This window comes from Oceanobacillus sp. M60 (assembly GCF_053839645.1).
This window is the reverse complement of the sequence record NZ_JBSSNH010000004.1, coordinates 284,338-301,354: the sequence shown is the minus strand read 5'-3', so window position 1 is coordinate 301,354 and position 17,017 is coordinate 284,338. Positions and strand designations below refer to the sequence as shown.

The following is a 17,017-nucleotide window of genomic DNA, read 5'->3' as shown; positions in this document are numbered from 1 at the left end:
TATTTTAATATAAAATAGCTTGCTGCCATTATCTTCAAATTGTTTTATCTTGGACGATTTTTCCATCTTGCATTTCAATGATATGATCGGCAAAGGTCAACATGTCCATATCATGTGTAACCATTAAAACCGTAATATTTCGTTCCTTTGCGAGCCTTTGGATAAGTGTCATTACTTCTTTAGAGCGTTTGGAATCAAGGCTGGCAGTAGGCTCATCGGCAAAAAGCATTTTAGGGCTGTGAATAATCGCTCTTGCTACAGCGATGCGCTGCTTTTCTCCTCCAGATAAAGAGGCCGGATAAGCATCTTTTCGTTTCCACATATCGACCAGTTCTAAAATCTCTCTGATTTCCTTTTTCTGCGTTTGCTTGGAAAGAGGGGTTTCCGCAGTCTCCAGCATCAGAGACAGTTGTTCCTGGACGGTTAAAAAGGGAACCAGATGCGCAAATTGAAAAATAAACCCAAACTGTTTCGCCCGAATTTGACGGAGCTCTTCCCTTCGCATCGATGTCAGCTGTTGCTGCTCGAAGGAAATCTGCCCATCAGATGCTGTCTGCAATCCTGCTGCAATGGTCAGCAGGGTACTCTTGCCTGAACCGGAAGCACCGGTTAAGGCAGTAATTTTTCCTTCTGGCAGGGTAACATCAATCCCTTTTAATATCTCTTCTTTCACCTCTCCGTGAGTAAATGTTTTTTGCACGTTTTTTATCGTAAATAAACTCATTTTACATCTCTCCTTGCTGTATAGCCTGCATTGGCTCGACACGCTTAATTTGAATCCCGGACAACGTGGCTCCGATAAATCCAATGATGATAAAAACGAGAGAGAGCAGTCCTGTTGCCTGCCATGTTAAATGAAAAGGCATTCCGCTTGGCGCCAGTACTTGGAAAGTCTGGCTAATGACAATAGATAAAATCAGCGAGATCACAGAGATGATAAGCATCTGCGCCCACATCATTTGAAACAGCTTTCCTGTCTTAACACCTAATGCCTTTAATATGCCGTAAATACCCAGCTTTTGAACGTTGATCATATAGAAAAAGATGGCAAACAACATCCCGCTGATAACCAGCAGGAAGATGACAATCATATTCAGTGACATCTGTTCGGCACTGTAGCTCGGGATCGTATTTAAAAATTCACTATTTGAAAAAGCCTGCAGATTTTCGAAGGCTGGTGCATCCCCCGTGATAAATGCGAGCTGCATCGAGTCGGTATGGAAGAACGTTTGAAAATCATCCGGGTTGATAAATGCCGCCGGTGAGTGACTGTATTTTTCATGTTCTACAAATCCTGCTACCGTCAATGTCTGTTCCCACTGTTCATTTGTTATTTCATCTCCTACCGCGATTCCTTCTTCTTCCAGTGATGCATCTAAAATAACATCGCCAGCGTTGACCTCTGGAAAATAGGTGCTGTCCGTTGCTGCTACATAAGCAACGCTGCGCTGTTTATCTGCAGTGTCGATAAAATTCCCCATCTGGATTGAGAAAAACGTGGTCTCAGGCTGTTCTTCTGTTATTTCTTGCTGCTGCTCTTCTGACAGACTGGAGAAGCTGTAGGTTTCGTCTGCTTCTTCCTCCATATAAAACGTCCCGCCCGACAAATTTTTAATCAGTGAAGCATTGTCCTGCGAGAGCCCATTTGCCAGGCCGGATATAATAAAAGTTAATAAGCTGATTAAAAAAACAATCGAGCTCAGGATGGTATAACGTAATTTATTTTTCTTCATTTCTTTCCATGCCATTTTCATCTTGCTCTAACCTCCTGAATGTTTCGTATATCCAGAAGTATATAGGGCGAATATGAACGCAATATGAACAGGAAATGTCAACAGAGGTGTTGCAAGTATTATAGGAGGGAAATAAAAAAGCCGATTTCTGTCACTTAAGTTTGAATGGAAAGATTCAAAATAAATGAAAGAATATCGACTATGTTTCATAATCTATGGAATTAATTAGCTGCGAAACGATTTACATAAACAATCAGCTGGTCTGGCCTTGCATAAATCTAACAGGTAATTGATAAAGACTATCCAGCTCCACATCTGCATTATTTATCCGTTTCATCAGTAAATCAATCAAGAGATCGACAAATTGATCAATCGGCTGTAAGATGGTCGACAGCTGCGGAAAATAGTTTTGGATAAATTCCGTCCCGTCATAACCAATTACTTTTAAATCTCCCGGGATATTAATCCCTAATTCCTGCGCTTTGTTAAGAACCAAAATGGCTGTTAAATCATCCGTACAAAAAATACTGTCTATATCCTCTTTGGATAATATCTGGCGAATTTCCGTAGCTTTTAAAAATGGAGAATGCTCCAAGGGGAAGTGGTAAACCATTGGTTCTAACTGATGCTCCTTTAATACAGATAAATAGCCTTCCAGACGCTTGTTTGTCGGTGAATCGGATTCATTCGTCCCTGTGAGGATGGCAATTTTTCTGCCGCCTCTTTGATAGAGCTGCTCCGTTGCCAGACGGCCGCCTTGATAGCTGTCGCTGGAGACAATAGGAATACCTTCTGCCAGATGACGGTCAAATGAAATAATAGGCAGCCCCACATTTTCATATTCCGGAATTCCCAGATTATGCGCTCCTGCAATAATACCATCTACTTTGTTAGCAGCGAGCATTTTTAAGTAGTCCCGTTCTTTCTCCTTGTTATTGGCGCTGTCACAAAGAATCGTTTTATATCCTTTTTCAAATAGCTTTGTCTCCATTTTGGATGCTAATTCGCCAAAAAAAGGGTGAGATACAGTAGGGAAGATCAGACCAATCAATTGTGTATCTTTTCCCTGCAGCGAGCGGGCCATCGAGTTCGGCTGGTAATTTAATTCTTCCATCGCTTTGTGTACCTTATCGATGGTTTTCTGGCTTAGGTAGCCATAATGATTAATTACCCGTGAAACGGTTGTTGCTGAAACGCCTGCCCTTTTCGCTACATCTGTCAATTTAACTCCCATGATGCTCTCACCCTTTACTTATTACTCATTCATTTCGCGTAAGGTCCAGAAATCTCCCGTATAATCCCCTTCAAACCCTTGAAGGAAGATATGCGTCTGCTGCGGGTCTTTCACAAAAACACGGCTCGTGATGACGCGATAGCCATCATTAACAAAAACCTCGCAGACAGAACGATCTGCAAAAATATGCAATGTCAGCTTATCCTGTCTTTTGAGTGCAGCAGTTCTAGTGGAACCATAGGACTCTCCAAAAGGGATACCTGCCTTACTGCGGTCCATGCTTATTGTATCATGTTTTGCATCGAAAGAAATCTTCAAACCTTCCTCATTCTGCTTATCTGCAAATAAATATAAAGAGCCGGATGTACCTGCATTTAGTTCGAGCTTTAATTCATAAACATTGCTGTCAGGTGAGCTTAATAACGTATCGGATTCTTTTGCAGAACCTTGCAATTCCTGATGATTCTGCCGTAATTCCTGCATTTCTGCAACTGGTTTTTGGTACAGATGATTTTCCTTGATGGACAATTCTTTCACGATACTGAGGCAATGCGCCCATCCTTCTTCAAAGGTAGGATAATCAATTTCCGGCAGCCCAATCCAGCCAACGCTCAATACACGGCCATCCGGTGCCTGGAATGCTTGTGTTGCATAGATATCAAAGCCTTCATCAAGGTTGACTAAATCAGACGTGTTTTCGATCGATACCGTCTCTTTATTAAATGAGGAACCGATGACATACATATTTGGATAGATATTTTGATAAGAGGAAATGTCTTTGTCTAAACCCTGTGGGCAGAACAGCAGCACAGGCTGACCGTCTACCAAAACGAAATTAGGGCATTCCACCATAAAGCCCATTTCTTCTGTTGTATAATCTAATTCACCAAGCAATTCCCAATCTGTCAGATTGCTGCTTTGGTAAGCTAATACCGCACCTTTTTCATTTTCTGTTTGGGCACCAATCATCATCAGGTAATGATTCTGATAACGAAATACCTGCGGATCCCGAAATTCATGTGTATAGCCTGCCGGCGGACTATCGATTAAGGGTTCCGTTATTTTTTCTACTTCCATTTCCGTGTTCATCCAAGCACCCAGCTGATAAGAATGACGCTCCCACTCCTCGTTACGTACATTTCCTGTATACATTAAAAATAGCTTGTCTTCTACTGTCATCGCTGAGCCTGAATAAACCCCATGACTATCATAAGAAGAATCGGGTAATAAAGCGTAATCATGCTGCTCCCAATCAACTAAATTATCCGATACCATATGATACCAGGACTTCACGCCGTGCACAGGTCCAAATGGATAAGCCTGATAAAATAAATGCCACTTTCCATTGTAGAATGAGAAACCATTCGGATCATTCAAGAGGCCGGTTTTCGGTTGAATATGGAATGCCAGCTTCCATCCGGACTGCTCTAACTTTGCTGCAAGCATATCCTGATAGCTTTTAGACCATTGGTGATAAGGTTTATAACGCAAAGGTGTCGTCCATTCTGTTATTAATTCCATACTTTTTCAACTCCTTATATCTATTAAACTTCTTATATAGAACATATGCAATAATCATCAATATGTCAAACGTATAACATAATATTATCTAAAGTAAAAGCATTTATATGAATGATTAGTGAAATGTATGATAAACGATTGACATATTGATTTTTTGTTTGTATGATAAAAAAAACGGTTACAGGGAGGAAGAAATCATGAATCATAAGCAGGTTGCAGAAGATATCCTGAAAATGCTTGGCGAAGATAATATACAAGCTGCCGCTCATTGTGCAACTCGTTTACGTTTAGTCTTAAAAGATGATGAAAATATTGACCAGCAAGGATTAGATAATCATCCAGATATTAAAGGAACGTTTAAACAAAATGGTCAGTTCCAGATTATTATCGGTCCTGGCGATGTAAATAAAGTGTATAAAGAATTAACAGATGCAACAGGCATTCAAGAAGTATCCAAAGACGATTTGAAAGCAATATCGGAGGAAGAGAAAAAACCGAATCCAATCATGTCATTTATTAAATTACTGTCTGACATCTTCGTGCCGATTATTCCGGCCTTAGTAGCGGGCGGTTTATTGATGGCTTTAAATAATGTGCTGACATCTCCGGATTTATTTGGCCCGCAGTCGGTTGTAGAAATGTTTCCTGCCATTGAAGATGTAGCCAGTATTATTAATCTGCTTTCTTCTGCGCCATTTGCTTTTTTACCAATTCTGATTGGTTACTCCGCCACGAAGCGATTTGGCGGTAATCCGTACTTAGGTGCTGCAATGGCGATGGCCATGGTTATGCCGGATTTAGTCAATGGCTATGCGGTAGCAAATGCGATTGAGGACGGAACAATGAGCTACTGGAATATTTTTGGTCTGGACGTAGCGCAAGCTGGGTATCAAGGGTCTGTATTGCCTGTCTTAGCAGTGTCATGGATTTTGGCCAACATTGAGAAATTCTTCCATAAACGGCTGGCGAATGCATTTGATTTTACCTTTACACCAATGTTTGCGGTAATTATTACTGGATTTTTAACGTTTATTTTTGTCGGACCAATGATGCGTTCCTTGTCTGACGGATTAACAGACGGTCTTGTGTGGTTATACCAGACCACAGGAGGATTTGGCTTAGGGATCTTCGGAACGTTCTATTCTGCAATTGTTATCACGGGGCTGCACCAGAGCTTCCCGACAATTGAAACGATGCTGCTTGCGGATGTAGCAAATACTGGCGGTTCCTTTATTTTCCCGGTTGCTTCCATGGCAAACGTAGCCCAGGGTGCGGCATGTCTGGCAATCTTCTTTGTTACAAAGAATAAAAAGCAAAAAGGTCTGGCGTCTTCTGCAAGTGTATCTGCGATGCTGGGTATTACAGAACCGGCGATTTTCGGGGTGAACTTAAAACTGAAATTTCCATTCATTTGTGGAATGATTGGGGCAGGCATTGCTTCTGCATTTATCGGCTTTTTCCATGTGCTTGCAGTAGCAATGGGACCGGCGAGTGTGATTGGTTTCATTTCCATTGCACCTAATTCGATTCCAATGTTTCTGATCGGTATTGTCATTAGTATGGTAGTTGCTTTTACGTTAACCTTTATCTATGGAAAGCGAAAATTAGCTGCGCCAGAAAATGATAAAAGCCCGGAAGAACCGGCAAATGAAACGAATACGGAAGCTACTTCTGTTCAAGCAGGCGAAGTAACAATCAGCTCCCCGCTTACTGGAAAGCTTATTCCGTTACAGGAAGTGAATGATCAGGTGTTTTCATCAGAGATGATGGGGAAAGGGATAGCTATTTATCCGGAAAAACAGCTAATTGTAGCTCCGGCAGACGGGGCGATTACCGTCACTTATGATTCTGGGCACGCTTTTGGAATTCGTACGGATCAAGGAGCAGAAATCTTAATCCATATTGGTATTGATACTGTAAATCTGAATGGAGAAGGCTTTGATTGCAAAGTAAGCCAAGAGCAGCAAGTGAAAAAAGGCGATATTTTAGGAACATTCAACATCGATGGAATAAAAAATGCCGGTTATGATCCAACGGTAATGATCATTATCACCAATACGGGTGATTATGCGGAAGTATTTCCTGTAAATCAGAAAGCAGTTACGGAAGGCGATAATTTACTGCATTTAAATAGATAAACAGTCTATCTCTCTACAAGAGGAAGAGTGGTTCCAGACAGTATATTAATAATCTGAAAAAGAGAAGGGACATTTTGTCATCCTTCTCTTTTTCACGTTGGATTAACTCTTTATTTTAGTTTGTTTTTGTGAACAGGGTTAGAATAAAAAAGCAGGCAAAGCTGATTAGAAGTGTGACTCCGCCTCCAATATAAAGAATAAGTGTAAGCAGCTGCGGCAGCTCAAATGGCTGTACCATATACAACCACATTCCAAGCGTTAAACCAATGGATCCTGCTGCTGCACTCCATACATGGAGGGCTGTTAAGAAAGATGATTTTGGCTGAAAAACTTTATAGAATATTGCCCAGCAAAATAGGGACAGCCAGCCGACTACCAGACTGTGAGCATGAACAGGGCGGAATGCATACGATCCTGAACCTGCCATATGTGCGCCCAGAATGGCACCGATGAGACCGAAAACTCCTGATAAGATTAATAACAAACGACTTGGATTTTTAATCATAATGTCCTCCTTATTTCTTTTGCTTCATCGTAACGAATGAATATGAACGCATTGTGAATAAGGAGAAAAACTTAGTTCGAAATCGGCAAAGTAACAATAAAGATAGTTCCGGCAGTTTCACCAGGTCTGGCTATGACAGTACCGCCGTGTAAATCTATGATCGTAGCCACAATGGATAAGCCCAATCCTGTGCCTTTTACACTCCTTGTACGGGAAGCATCCGCCCGATAAAAACGGTCAAAAATACGTTCTGCTTCCTCTTCAGAAATACCAATTCCCGTGTCTGTAAAAGAAATAGAGCAATGCTCATTTGTATATGTGAGTTGAATATCAATACTGCCGCCTAATTGATTATATTTTAATGCGTTGGAAAGCAAATTATCCCAAACCGTATTTAACAGTGAAGGGTCGCCGTAAATCTCCAAGTCAGGGAGTGTGTAGCTCAGCATGATTTCTTTTTCATGAATCAGCCATTGATAACTTTTTAATAGGTTTTTTAATTGACTGCTGACGTTAAAATGCTTCTTTTTTACAATGTGCTTTTCATGATCAAGCGAAGCAAGCAGCAGCAATTGGTCCGTCATGGTGGATAAACGTCCGGTTTCTTCATTAATAATTGAGATATAATGCTGCCTGTCCTTTTCTGTTAATTCGTTATCCTCCAGCAAGTTCGTATACCCTTTGATATTAGATAATGGAGATTGAATATCGTGCGAGATATTAGAAACAAATTCTTTGCGTACTTGTTCGTTTTCCACAATTTGTTTCGCCATCTGTGAGAAACTTGAGGATAACTCTCCAAGCTCATCCTTTCGTTTCGTGTTCAAGGCATTCACCTGGAAATCTCCTTTAGCCAGCTGTTTAGTAGCATCACTAAGCCGGGAAATGGGTTTGATAAGGTAATTTGTGCTAAAAAGAACAAACAAAATACTAAGGATAATTGTTAAAGCAAAGAGCACTCCAAATAATAAATGCATTTCGTTGAAGAGCAGCTTGATGTCTGGTCGGATAAATAGCGCGAAGCTCTCTCCCTGATACGTAAGCGGCACCCCAATGGAATTCTTCAGCTCATTGGCAAAAAAACCTGTTACAAAGGTTTCCTGAGGGAAATGGAGCATGCCATGGTAAACTTCCCCGTTCAGCACATTTTCCACGACAGCTGATTCCAGATTATTTTCCCGGAAGGCTGCTCCGAAGAACTGTCCTTGACTTGAGTTATCCACAAGGTATAGTTGATAACCGACATCTGCTATATTTGATAAATAGTCGCTGATATCGATTTCTGGATTATTTTCAATAAACGCAGCCATATCTAAGGCGATTTCTGTATTTTTTGCATCGTTTTGGGGCTTCAGAGAATGCTGGTAATAGGTATTCGATATGAAAAAGGCAATCACACCACTAAGCAGCATGATGCCAATAGTGACAGCAGCAAATTTAACATATAGTGACCGCATTATTCTGCTGACTCCAGACAATAGCCAACACCTCGGACAGTTTTAATGGAAAAAGCAGAAGTCAAGGAAGAAAAACGCTCCCGCAGCCGTTTGACATGAACATCTACGGTACGGTCATCACCTTCATAATCGATTCCCCACACTTTTTCAATCAGTTGTGAGCGGGTAAACACATTTTGTGGATAAGTTGCCAATAATGCTAATAATTCAAATTCCTTTAAGGGAAGTAAAAGGGTTTTATCCCCAATCTTTACCTCATAACTATCCAGATTAATTTCGGTATCTCCCAATCGTATGATATGCGTATCGTTCTCCTGATGGTAGCGGCGCAGCAAAGCATGAATACGGAAGCTGAGTTCACGCGGTTCAAATGGTTTTACTAGATAATCATCTGTTCCCGCCAGAAAGCCTTCTTCCTTATCCTCAATTTGCCCTTTGGCTGTGAGTAAAATAATCGGAATATCGTATTGCTTACGAATTTCTTTTGTCAGCTGAAAACCGTCCATAAATGGCATCATTACATCGACGACGGCTAAATCACAGCTGGTTTTATTTAAGAGAGATAAAGCATTTGCACCATCCTTGGCTTCTGCAACGAGAAAACCTTCCTTTTCAAGCTGGATCCGGACAAGCTGTAAAATGCGGGTATCATCATCAACAATTAAGATTCTTTGCATATGGGTAGTCTCCATTCATACTAGTTCATACTTAGTTTAAGCTTACAGCAAATGATAGCAAGCTGCCAAATTATTCTTCGATGTTTACGTTATTAACCGGAACATAACGAATATGCCAATATACCAGCCCTATTCCCGACAACACACTGATAATAGAGAAAATCAGCATCCCGAAAAGACCAAATTTTAAATATCCGAAAAGGAGTCCGATAACGAATAGGATAGGCGAACTCAGCCGTCGTACGCTTGTCTCCAGAGATCCTCGCAGCATGGATTCTCTCCATGAGAAAAGCTCAATAAAGGAGTTAAATCGAAAGCCAAGCCAGCCTGTTTTAGTAATATCCACAATGATATAGATCGAAGCCAGCCAAAATAGATAGCCAGTCCAATGCGGTGCAGATACCATCAGCACAGCAATTAGGAGCCCTGTAAGCTGAACAAGCGGCATCAGCACCGGTAAATTGCGGAAGAAGGATTTAAAATAGGCATCGGTGAATATCATGTCACTGCTTTGCTTTTGAAACATAACCTGTGATTCCTTCCAGAGCCTGATTGGTTTTGCAGAAGGCGGTTTGTACCCTTGCTGCCGGACATTGGTAAATAAAAGATTAACCCATTTTCCTCTTGCTTGTTCATCCATTTCAGCAATTTTTAAAAAATGGGTTCCCTGATAAGCGAGCTTGTCAGATACAATAGTAATAGCGATAATACTTAATGTTATCCACATTATCCACAGAGGTAAATGTAGTAAGATACCCTGTGATAAACTTATCCACAGTATAAGGATTAGAATAATGGATATCGAACGAATAATAAAAGAGGGGATATGAATCTGTGCATATTTTCTCCATAAGGTTATCAAACATAGGCCTGAGAGATAGTAAAGCCATAAATATCCCAAAGAAAGCAGAGATAAAGAGAATAGTTTGCTTAGAAAAGGTGCAGCAATGATAAAAAACAACGTTGCAGTAAGTAGCATCATACTAGTTGAATAGACGATTCCATATTGAGAGATGCGCCGCAGCAAGGGAATATTTCTGCTTAAGAAAAGCTGGTCCGCCAGATAGGTAAATAATTTGATATGATGGAAGAAAAAGCTTATTACCAATATCATCATCCAGCCATACCAGCCAATGAAATTTAATAGAAAGGGGATATCCAGCAGCCATTCCATGTAGAAAAAAGCACCAATGGCAATCCCGGGAATCAAGATATAGATAAATAAGGTCCAATCCAGTATCAGCTTGCTGGCTTCCCATAAATTTTTATAATCGGACTGGAGCCGTTTGAGGAACAGCGTGCGTGCAGTTCCATTCATGATACGCCCTCCTCTAATAATTCATAAAAACAATCTAAAAGAGAAGTGCCAGCGGACTGATTTGTTTCTTTCTGTAACGCCTGTAAATCTCCTTGGAAAATTGTATTTCCTTCATTTAAAAGAATGAACCGTTCACAGAGTTTCTCTGCGGAATCCAGGACATGTGTAGACATCAACAAAGCGGATCCGCGTTCTTTTTCCTGATACAGCAGGTTAATCAAATGCTTTGTTGCGATTGGATCTAATCCAATAAAAGGTTCATCAATGATATATATATCCGCTTCTGTCATAAAGCTGAGACAAATCAATGTTTTTTGCCGCATTCCTTTGGAAAAATGAATAGGCAGTTCATGTTCTTTACCCGTAAGCGAAAATTTCTTGAGAAGATCCTTTGCGCGGGGCTCCCAAATAGTTTGGGGCATTTCATAAGACGTCGCAGCAAGCCGTAAATGCTCCCAGAGCGTAAGGCGATCATAGAGAATCGGCTCTTCGGGGATGTATGCCAGCTGTTTGTCTTCTTCTAATTCAATATTTCCATGTACATGCTCCATGGTGCCGATGATTGATTTGATTGTTGTACTTTTCCCGGCGCCATTTGCTCCGATTAAACCGACAATTTCACCGGGACAGATGGTGAAATGAATGTTTTGCAGATAAGGTTCCTTTTGCTGATAACCTGCTGAATCGATATGTACCTGCAGCACAGAATCTCCTCCCTGGGTTATAGAGTGTGTTTCTATTTAACTCAACTTTCGTACATTAAAGAGTAACTTCATTTCCATAGAAACAGGAGTTGATCGTTCCTTTAATAACACCCTTGATAAAGATATAGAAGGCGAAGTGTAAAGCACCGCTGCGGCGGACCGTTTTGCTTTCCGACGTACAAATGTTTTCGATGGGACGAGTAATCGCAGTCCCAGGACGTACTAGTGCAGACGTTGCAACAACTCTTTTCGATGGGGTGAGTAATCGCAACCCCAGGACGTTGCGACATTAGTCTGCCTAGGGGCACGCTCTTCAGCTAACTTTCCAAGAAGAGTACTTGGCAAAAGTGGATCTTCAGATGGTGCTGATCCCTCAGGAGTCAAAACGGTCCGCCTCCGCTAGTAAGATATTCTTTACGTGGAAAACAACTCATCAAATAGATGTTAGATCAGGTAGAACATATTTTTCTTGCTGCATGGTAACATGTTCCGCCAAGATTCCTTTCTGTGCATCGAAGCGATTCCCTGTATTTCATATCCATGCTGTCATGATTGGGTTGTTCAGACGAAAGCTGTTATTACGTCCAGCTCATTAAAATCTTATTTCTTTCATTCGTTGTAGAATCCTATCAGAGCGCAGGCCAACCACGGAGACTCCTATGGGAACAGGGCGAGCTGAAGATCCACTTGAAAAGTGGTTTTCTTTTCAAGTTAGCTGAAGCCGTCCCCATGGAAAGCGGAGTGGTTGGCCGGAGCGGAGCTATGCACCGTCACCAATTCTAAAAAGGCCGGATATTTCACCAAAATGCAAGCATGGTAATAAAGAACATGTTTACCCCGTAATAGCAAGATATATATGCTTATTCTTAGGTGCGAAAGTTGAGTATTTAAGTAAATGAATTATTCTATAATAGAAATACGGTAAACCAGGAAAAAGGTTTCGTTTTAATAAGAAACAGCGGCTTTCCAAAGCTATATTCATTTTATCTGTTTGCTTTCATGTATGCCTTTCCATTATAATAGAAATAATTTGAAAATTTGTTCGCAGGAGGAAGATAGAATGGCAACGTTTGAGGATTTTATGAAGATCGATTTACGTGTAGGTACGGTATTGCATGCAGAACCGCTCGAAAAGGCGCGTGTTCCGGCGATTAAATTACGGATTGATTTTGGCGAGGAGCTTGGTGAAAAGCAATCATCGGCACAAATTACAAAGCGCTATACACCAGAGGATTTGATAGGACGTCAGGTTGTTGCGGTCGTTAATTTTCCGCCGCGTCGAATTGCCGGCTTTAAATCAGAGGTGCTTGTCGTTGGCGGCGTAGAAGAAGAGGGAGATGTCGTTTTGCTTCGTCCGGATGAGCAAGTAACAAACGGGACGAAAATTTCGTGAAGCGCTAAGTTTAAAATCAAAAAAGAACTGTCCAGCTATCTTGAACGGACCTTTGCAACGGTTTGTTCAAAGATGCGTGGAAAGTTCTTTTTTTCGCAGTAAACTGGCTGTGCGGATTCCACTGAATAAAGATTTATTTTATTCTTGTACCGGCTGTTCGATACTTCCCATAAATAAAATAATATCCTCTTCTGTATTGGTGATGGTGAATAGAAATGGACGGTTGATATTCATGGTAAACGTATCTTCCAATACAGCAGAAGTTTCTTCTACCTCCACTGAAGTAGCGCCGGCAGCTTCTGTTCCTTCTTCATCGACTTCGATAAATGTTTTATGAAAAATTCTGCTGATATAAGCGTCTGAAGCATCCGTTCCCTCAAACATGTTGGATAAATCAGCCTGATTCGGGTCAAAAGCCTGTTCCATGCCAAGGTGGATGAAAAAGTCATTGAGCTCCGATTCATATTCCAGCGTGAAGGATGGAAGTAATACCGTTCCTGTTTGCTGCTCCAACGCATCCATGCTTTCTTGCCATTTTTCCAAAGAAAAGTCTTCTCGGAAATTAGAAAAGCTCGTGTCCTCACTTGGCAGGAAAATCTGCATTTGTATGGTTTCTTCCTCTTCATAAGGCAAGGAAACAACCTGGACATTCTCATCTTCCCAATAATGTAAGTCTTTCTTATACAAAGTCATCATCGGTGTTTCTATAGTGGAGCCATCTTCTAAAGAAAATTCCTGTTCTTCTGTTAAGGTTTCATCGAAGGGATACGTCCAATCTCCTTGAAAATAAACGGCATTAAGCAAGAATAAAATTAAATCAGGAGAAATATCATCTGCCATATGATCAATCCGGTCATTGGTCTGTTCAGCAACCCAATCATTGATGGCATCAGCAGTTGTTAAAGGGTCTATTTTTGCCTGATAATATGTTTCCAGTGCTTCTTGATACGCAGCATTTATTTCCATGTCCTCCCTGAACCATACAGCATTGGCGAGATACAGTTCTACCTCCTGATTATCTGCTGCTTGCTCCATTAACAAATCGTGGTTGGCAGAAAGCAAGGCATCCGAATCGATGTTTTCCAGGCCAAGCACTTCTTCCATTTCTGCTTTTGTTTTCCCATCTGCGCCGTGATAGGTCATGTTCAGTGCTGTCCAAATACTGATAGGCGAAATAAAGACATTACCATCCTCATTCTTGTCTAATCCGGAGAGTGCTTCAAACCCAAGCTGGTTCAATCCTGACTGAACGGTTTCTCTGGAAGCATCGTCTGGCGATGGATTTTCTTCAGAATCAGAGGAATTGCAAGCGGTTAAAATAAGAACGATACAAAGACAAAGTAATTTTTTCATCATTTTATCAGCATCTCCTTATATGATTTTGTTAAACATATCATACATGAAAGGGGGGGGACAACTATGCCTGAACCCCGCGCCAAAATACCTTCCACATCGACTCCCCATGACTTTCAATAACATCCATTTCATAATAGTTTGTTTCATACGATAGACCGTCCAATAAACCATAAAAAGCGCGAGCAGCTTCTTCTGGAGAAACTTCTTCCGTCACTGCCCCAGATTCCTGCGCCTTTTTTATTTCTTTTTTAAAGGACGCCCGTGCCTGCTCCTCGCTCTCGCGCAATATTTCTAAAACTTTGTCCTCAAAACCTTTAGGAGGATAGGAGGAAAAACGATTATAAAATTCAATACTGCTGTCGTGATTTGCCATGTCCTTCACATGTGCCTGAAAAGAAAGATGCAATTTTTCCTGCGCTGTTTCCCCCTCATTTTTAAAGGCGGACTTCACAAAATCCACGTAATCCGCAGCGATTTTTGTGGTTACATCGAAAAATAATTCTTCTTTACTGCTGTAATGTGCGTAGAGAGAAGATTTCTGCAGGCCAACTCGATCGGCGATTTTTGTCATGGAGGTCCCATTATAGCCAAGCGTTGCAAAAAGCTCCATTCCTTCGAGTAAAATTTTTTCTTTTGTATGCATGATGATTCTCCTTTGACAAAGTAATGATGGTGAGGTAAAATTTCTCTAGAAACGAACGGTCGGTAGGTTATGTTATTTCTTATTATAAAGCATATATCCCTGCCTGTCATGTGAAAATAAACAAAACGCTTTGTTTCATCAATAAAAAAGCCGGAGGAAAGATAGTATGGAAGCACAGCCTTTATTTAAAAATCGTACGTTTGTGTTGTTGTTTGTTGCTGGGATCTTTGGTGTTGTCAGCTTCAGTATGTTTTTGACAACAACGACATGGTTTGTTATCAGTGATAGCGGATCAGCCAGCTCGTTAGGACTTGTATTAATTGCTGCAACCGTCCCGAGAATTTCGATGATGATTTTCGGAGGAGTGGTAGCGGACCGTTACAAGAAGACGACGATTATGTTTTTAGCGAATTTTGTGCAGGCTCTTCTTTTGCTTGTGTTATATATACTGATGAAAAATGATGCATTATCACTTACTTTGCTTCTATTGATTGCTGCGGGATTTGGGATGCTGGATGCCTTTTTCGGGCCGGCAAGTTCATCGATGATTCCTAAGATTGTTGAGAAAAGCCAGCTGCAGCGTGCCAATGCTTTATTCCAGGGTGTCGATCAGATTTCATTTGTAGCAGGTCCGATTGTTGCCGGTGTATTTATGGAATCTATCGGTGTCGGCGGCAGTTATTTTGTAGCAATGATTTTGGCTTTGCTTTCTGCGGTCATTATTTATCCGCGCTTCATTAATGAAGGGCCGGTTTCGTTGCAGGAAAAGCAGAAGCCAATCAAAGAAATCAAGGAAGGTCTGGCATATATTCGCAATTCAAGCTTTTTGATGACGGGGTTAGTTGTACTTATTACACTTAACTTCTTTGTGTTTGGAACATTGCATATTGCGATTCCTTTCCTGGTGGAAAGCTATGGCGGAACCCCGCTTAATCTAAGTTATATGGAAGCCAGTCTGGGGATTGGTCTGGTGGCTGGCACAGGGATACTCAGCTCTGTCTTAGTCAAGAAGAAAGGGAGGACCTCCTTATTTGGATTATTGGGAGCATTAATCGCATATGTCATTTTTGCACTTGTTCCTAATTTAACGATGCTGACAATAGTTGTGTTCTTTATCGGGTTTTCCATGTCATTTGTATTCATCCCATTCTTTACTGCTGCTCAGGAACAGGCGGAAGATTATATTATGGGAAGGGTCATGAGTATTATTTTCCTGGCTATGAATGGATTCGATCCGATTTCTTACGCCCTTGTTTCCGGGTTATCAGCTGCTAATATCCCAATTCAAGCTATTCTGCTTGGTTTTGGAATGCTTGGCTTGATTATTACAGCAGTGTTATTTACAAAAGCAAAAACCTACAAAAGCATTTAAATCTGCAGAGTTAAAAACCTCTTATGTGACGTTAAGGCCCATAAGAGGTTTTTTTACACCGTCATTTCTAATTGATTTCTGCGCCATTTCCCAATAAAAAGAACGGCAAGGGTAAGAATGTTAAGGAAGATAAGCTGTCCATATTTCAGCGAAGCAAAAAGCTGCTGTACCAATGCTTCTTCTAACAGCATTTTTCCGGCTGTCCAGGCAAGCAGGCCGGCACCAATGTAAATGATAATCGGAAATTTCTCAATGAGCTTCAAAATCAATTCACTGGCTGTTAAGATAATCGGGATGCTTAAAATAATCCCGGCAATAATCAGAAGTAAATCACTATCAGCAATGGCGGCGATGGCTAGTACATTATCCAAGCTCATAATCACATCAGCAAAGATAATAATCGTAATGGCTTCCCGCAAGGAATTCCCGCTTTTCATCTGGCTGTGATCCTGCTTATCCACCAGTAATTTATATGCTACATACAATAGGAGACATCCGCCGATTAATTGGATAAAAGGAAGCTGCAACAGGTAAATCATAATAAATACAAAGAGAATCCGAAGTGCGATTGCGCCGAACGTTCCCCAGCGAATAGCGCGTGCCTGAAGATGTTCCGGAAGATTCCGGCTCGCCATTGCAATGACAATCGCGTTATCTCCACTCAGTAAAATATTAATCAGGAGAATCTGTCCGATGGTCTGTATAAACTCCAACATATCTCTCCTTTCCTCATCAAGTCATTGGTTAAGTATATGAGCTTGTACGAGAAATCAGAACAGGCGGGAGGAAAAAATGGATCAGAAAACAAATAGAACAATAATTCTCTTTTACAGAGAATTCATTATCAAACTCAAAAATCCTTATTTTCTTCATTCATGAAGAAAATAAGGATTTTTTGGCTATTATGTACATACATGCTTAGAAACGTTTCTTAAGCTTTTTAAACCATCTTAAAAGAAGTGTTCA

General features: G+C 40.9%; 15 protein-coding genes. 3 read left to right on the top strand and 12 right to left on the bottom strand.

The window, feature by feature from the left end:
- Positions 1-34: 34 nt before the first annotated feature.
- The 4 genes from ACW0TQ_RS12110 to ACW0TQ_RS12095 form a co-directional block, all read right to left on the bottom strand.
- Positions 35-724, bottom strand: a complete 690-nt coding sequence (locus tag ACW0TQ_RS12110; RefSeq protein ID WP_042529116.1) for an ABC transporter ATP-binding protein — start codon at positions 722-724, stop codon at positions 35-37.
- 1 nt (position 725) lies between these two features.
- Positions 726-1,754, bottom strand: coding sequence for an ABC transporter permease (locus ACW0TQ_RS12105; protein ID WP_455725708.1), 1,029 nt, complete (start codon positions 1,752-1,754; stop codon positions 726-728).
- A gap of 232 nt (positions 1,755-1,986) precedes the next feature.
- On the bottom strand, positions 1,987-2,967 hold the full coding sequence (locus ACW0TQ_RS12100; RefSeq protein WP_042529120.1) for a LacI family DNA-binding transcriptional regulator: 981 nt from the start codon (positions 2,965-2,967) through the stop codon (positions 1,987-1,989).
- 21 nt (positions 2,968-2,988) lie between these two features.
- Entirely contained in the window at positions 2,989-4,488 is a 1,500-nt protein-coding gene (locus ACW0TQ_RS12095; RefSeq protein ID WP_455725707.1) for a sucrose-6-phosphate hydrolase, read from the bottom strand.
- A gap of 197 nt (positions 4,489-4,685) precedes the next feature.
- Here ACW0TQ_RS12095 and ACW0TQ_RS12090 point away from each other — a divergent pair, with 197 nt between their 5' ends.
- Complete coding sequence (locus ACW0TQ_RS12090) at positions 4,686-6,626, top strand: sucrose-specific PTS transporter subunit IIBC (protein ID WP_455725706.1); 1,941 nt, start codon at positions 4,686-4,688, stop codon at positions 6,624-6,626.
- 115 nt (positions 6,627-6,741) lie between these two features.
- Here ACW0TQ_RS12090 and ACW0TQ_RS12085 read toward each other — a convergent pair whose 3' ends face one another.
- The 5 genes from ACW0TQ_RS12085 to ACW0TQ_RS12065 all read right to left on the bottom strand — a co-directional run bounded on the left by ACW0TQ_RS12085 (position 6,742) and on the right by ACW0TQ_RS12065 (position 11,287).
- Complete coding sequence (locus ACW0TQ_RS12085) at positions 6,742-7,131, bottom strand: hypothetical protein (protein WP_042529125.1); 390 nt, start codon at positions 7,129-7,131, stop codon at positions 6,742-6,744.
- 71 nt (positions 7,132-7,202) lie between these two features.
- Entirely contained in the window at positions 7,203-8,588 is a 1,386-nt protein-coding gene (locus tag ACW0TQ_RS12080) for a sensor histidine kinase (RefSeq protein WP_455725705.1), read from the bottom strand.
- Positions 8,588-9,265, bottom strand: a complete 678-nt coding sequence (locus ACW0TQ_RS12075; protein ID WP_193064484.1) for a response regulator transcription factor — start codon at positions 9,263-9,265, stop codon at positions 8,588-8,590. Before ACW0TQ_RS12075 ends, ACW0TQ_RS12080 begins: the two co-directional genes overlap by 1 nt.
- 70 nt (positions 9,266-9,335) lie before the next feature.
- The gene (locus tag ACW0TQ_RS12070; RefSeq protein ID WP_455725704.1) at positions 9,336-10,583 is read right to left on the bottom strand and encodes an ABC transporter permease; all 1,248 of its coding nucleotides are present in this window, start codon (positions 10,581-10,583) and stop codon (positions 9,336-9,338) included.
- Positions 10,580-11,287, bottom strand: coding sequence for an ABC transporter ATP-binding protein (locus ACW0TQ_RS12065; protein ID WP_455725703.1), 708 nt, complete (start codon positions 11,285-11,287; stop codon positions 10,580-10,582). Before ACW0TQ_RS12065 ends, ACW0TQ_RS12070 begins: the two co-directional genes overlap by 4 nt.
- 1,060 nt (positions 11,288-12,347) lie before the next feature.
- Here ACW0TQ_RS12065 and csaA point away from each other — a divergent pair.
- Entirely contained in the window at positions 12,348-12,680 is a 333-nt protein-coding gene (csaA, locus tag ACW0TQ_RS12060; RefSeq protein WP_455725702.1) for a chaperone CsaA, read from the top strand.
- A gap of 138 nt (positions 12,681-12,818) precedes the next feature.
- Here csaA and ACW0TQ_RS12055 read toward each other — a convergent pair whose 3' ends face one another.
- A complete protein-coding gene (locus tag ACW0TQ_RS12055; RefSeq protein WP_455725701.1) occupies positions 12,819-14,036 on the bottom strand; it encodes a serpin family protein in 1,218 nt (405 codons plus the stop codon).
- A gap of 61 nt (positions 14,037-14,097) precedes the next feature.
- A complete protein-coding gene (locus tag ACW0TQ_RS12050; protein ID WP_455725700.1) occupies positions 14,098-14,679 on the bottom strand; it encodes a TetR/AcrR family transcriptional regulator in 582 nt (193 codons plus the stop codon).
- Between the two features lie 166 nt (positions 14,680-14,845).
- Between ACW0TQ_RS12050 and ACW0TQ_RS12045 the strand changes: the two genes are divergently transcribed.
- Positions 14,846-16,051, top strand: a complete 1,206-nt coding sequence (locus ACW0TQ_RS12045) for an MFS transporter (RefSeq protein WP_455725699.1) — start codon at positions 14,846-14,848, stop codon at positions 16,049-16,051.
- Between the two features lie 53 nt (positions 16,052-16,104).
- Here ACW0TQ_RS12045 and ACW0TQ_RS12040 read toward each other — a convergent pair whose 3' ends face one another.
- A complete protein-coding gene (locus ACW0TQ_RS12040) occupies positions 16,105-16,767 on the bottom strand; it encodes a TerC family protein (RefSeq protein WP_042529138.1) in 663 nt (220 codons plus the stop codon).
- Positions 16,768-17,017 lie beyond the last annotated feature (250 nt).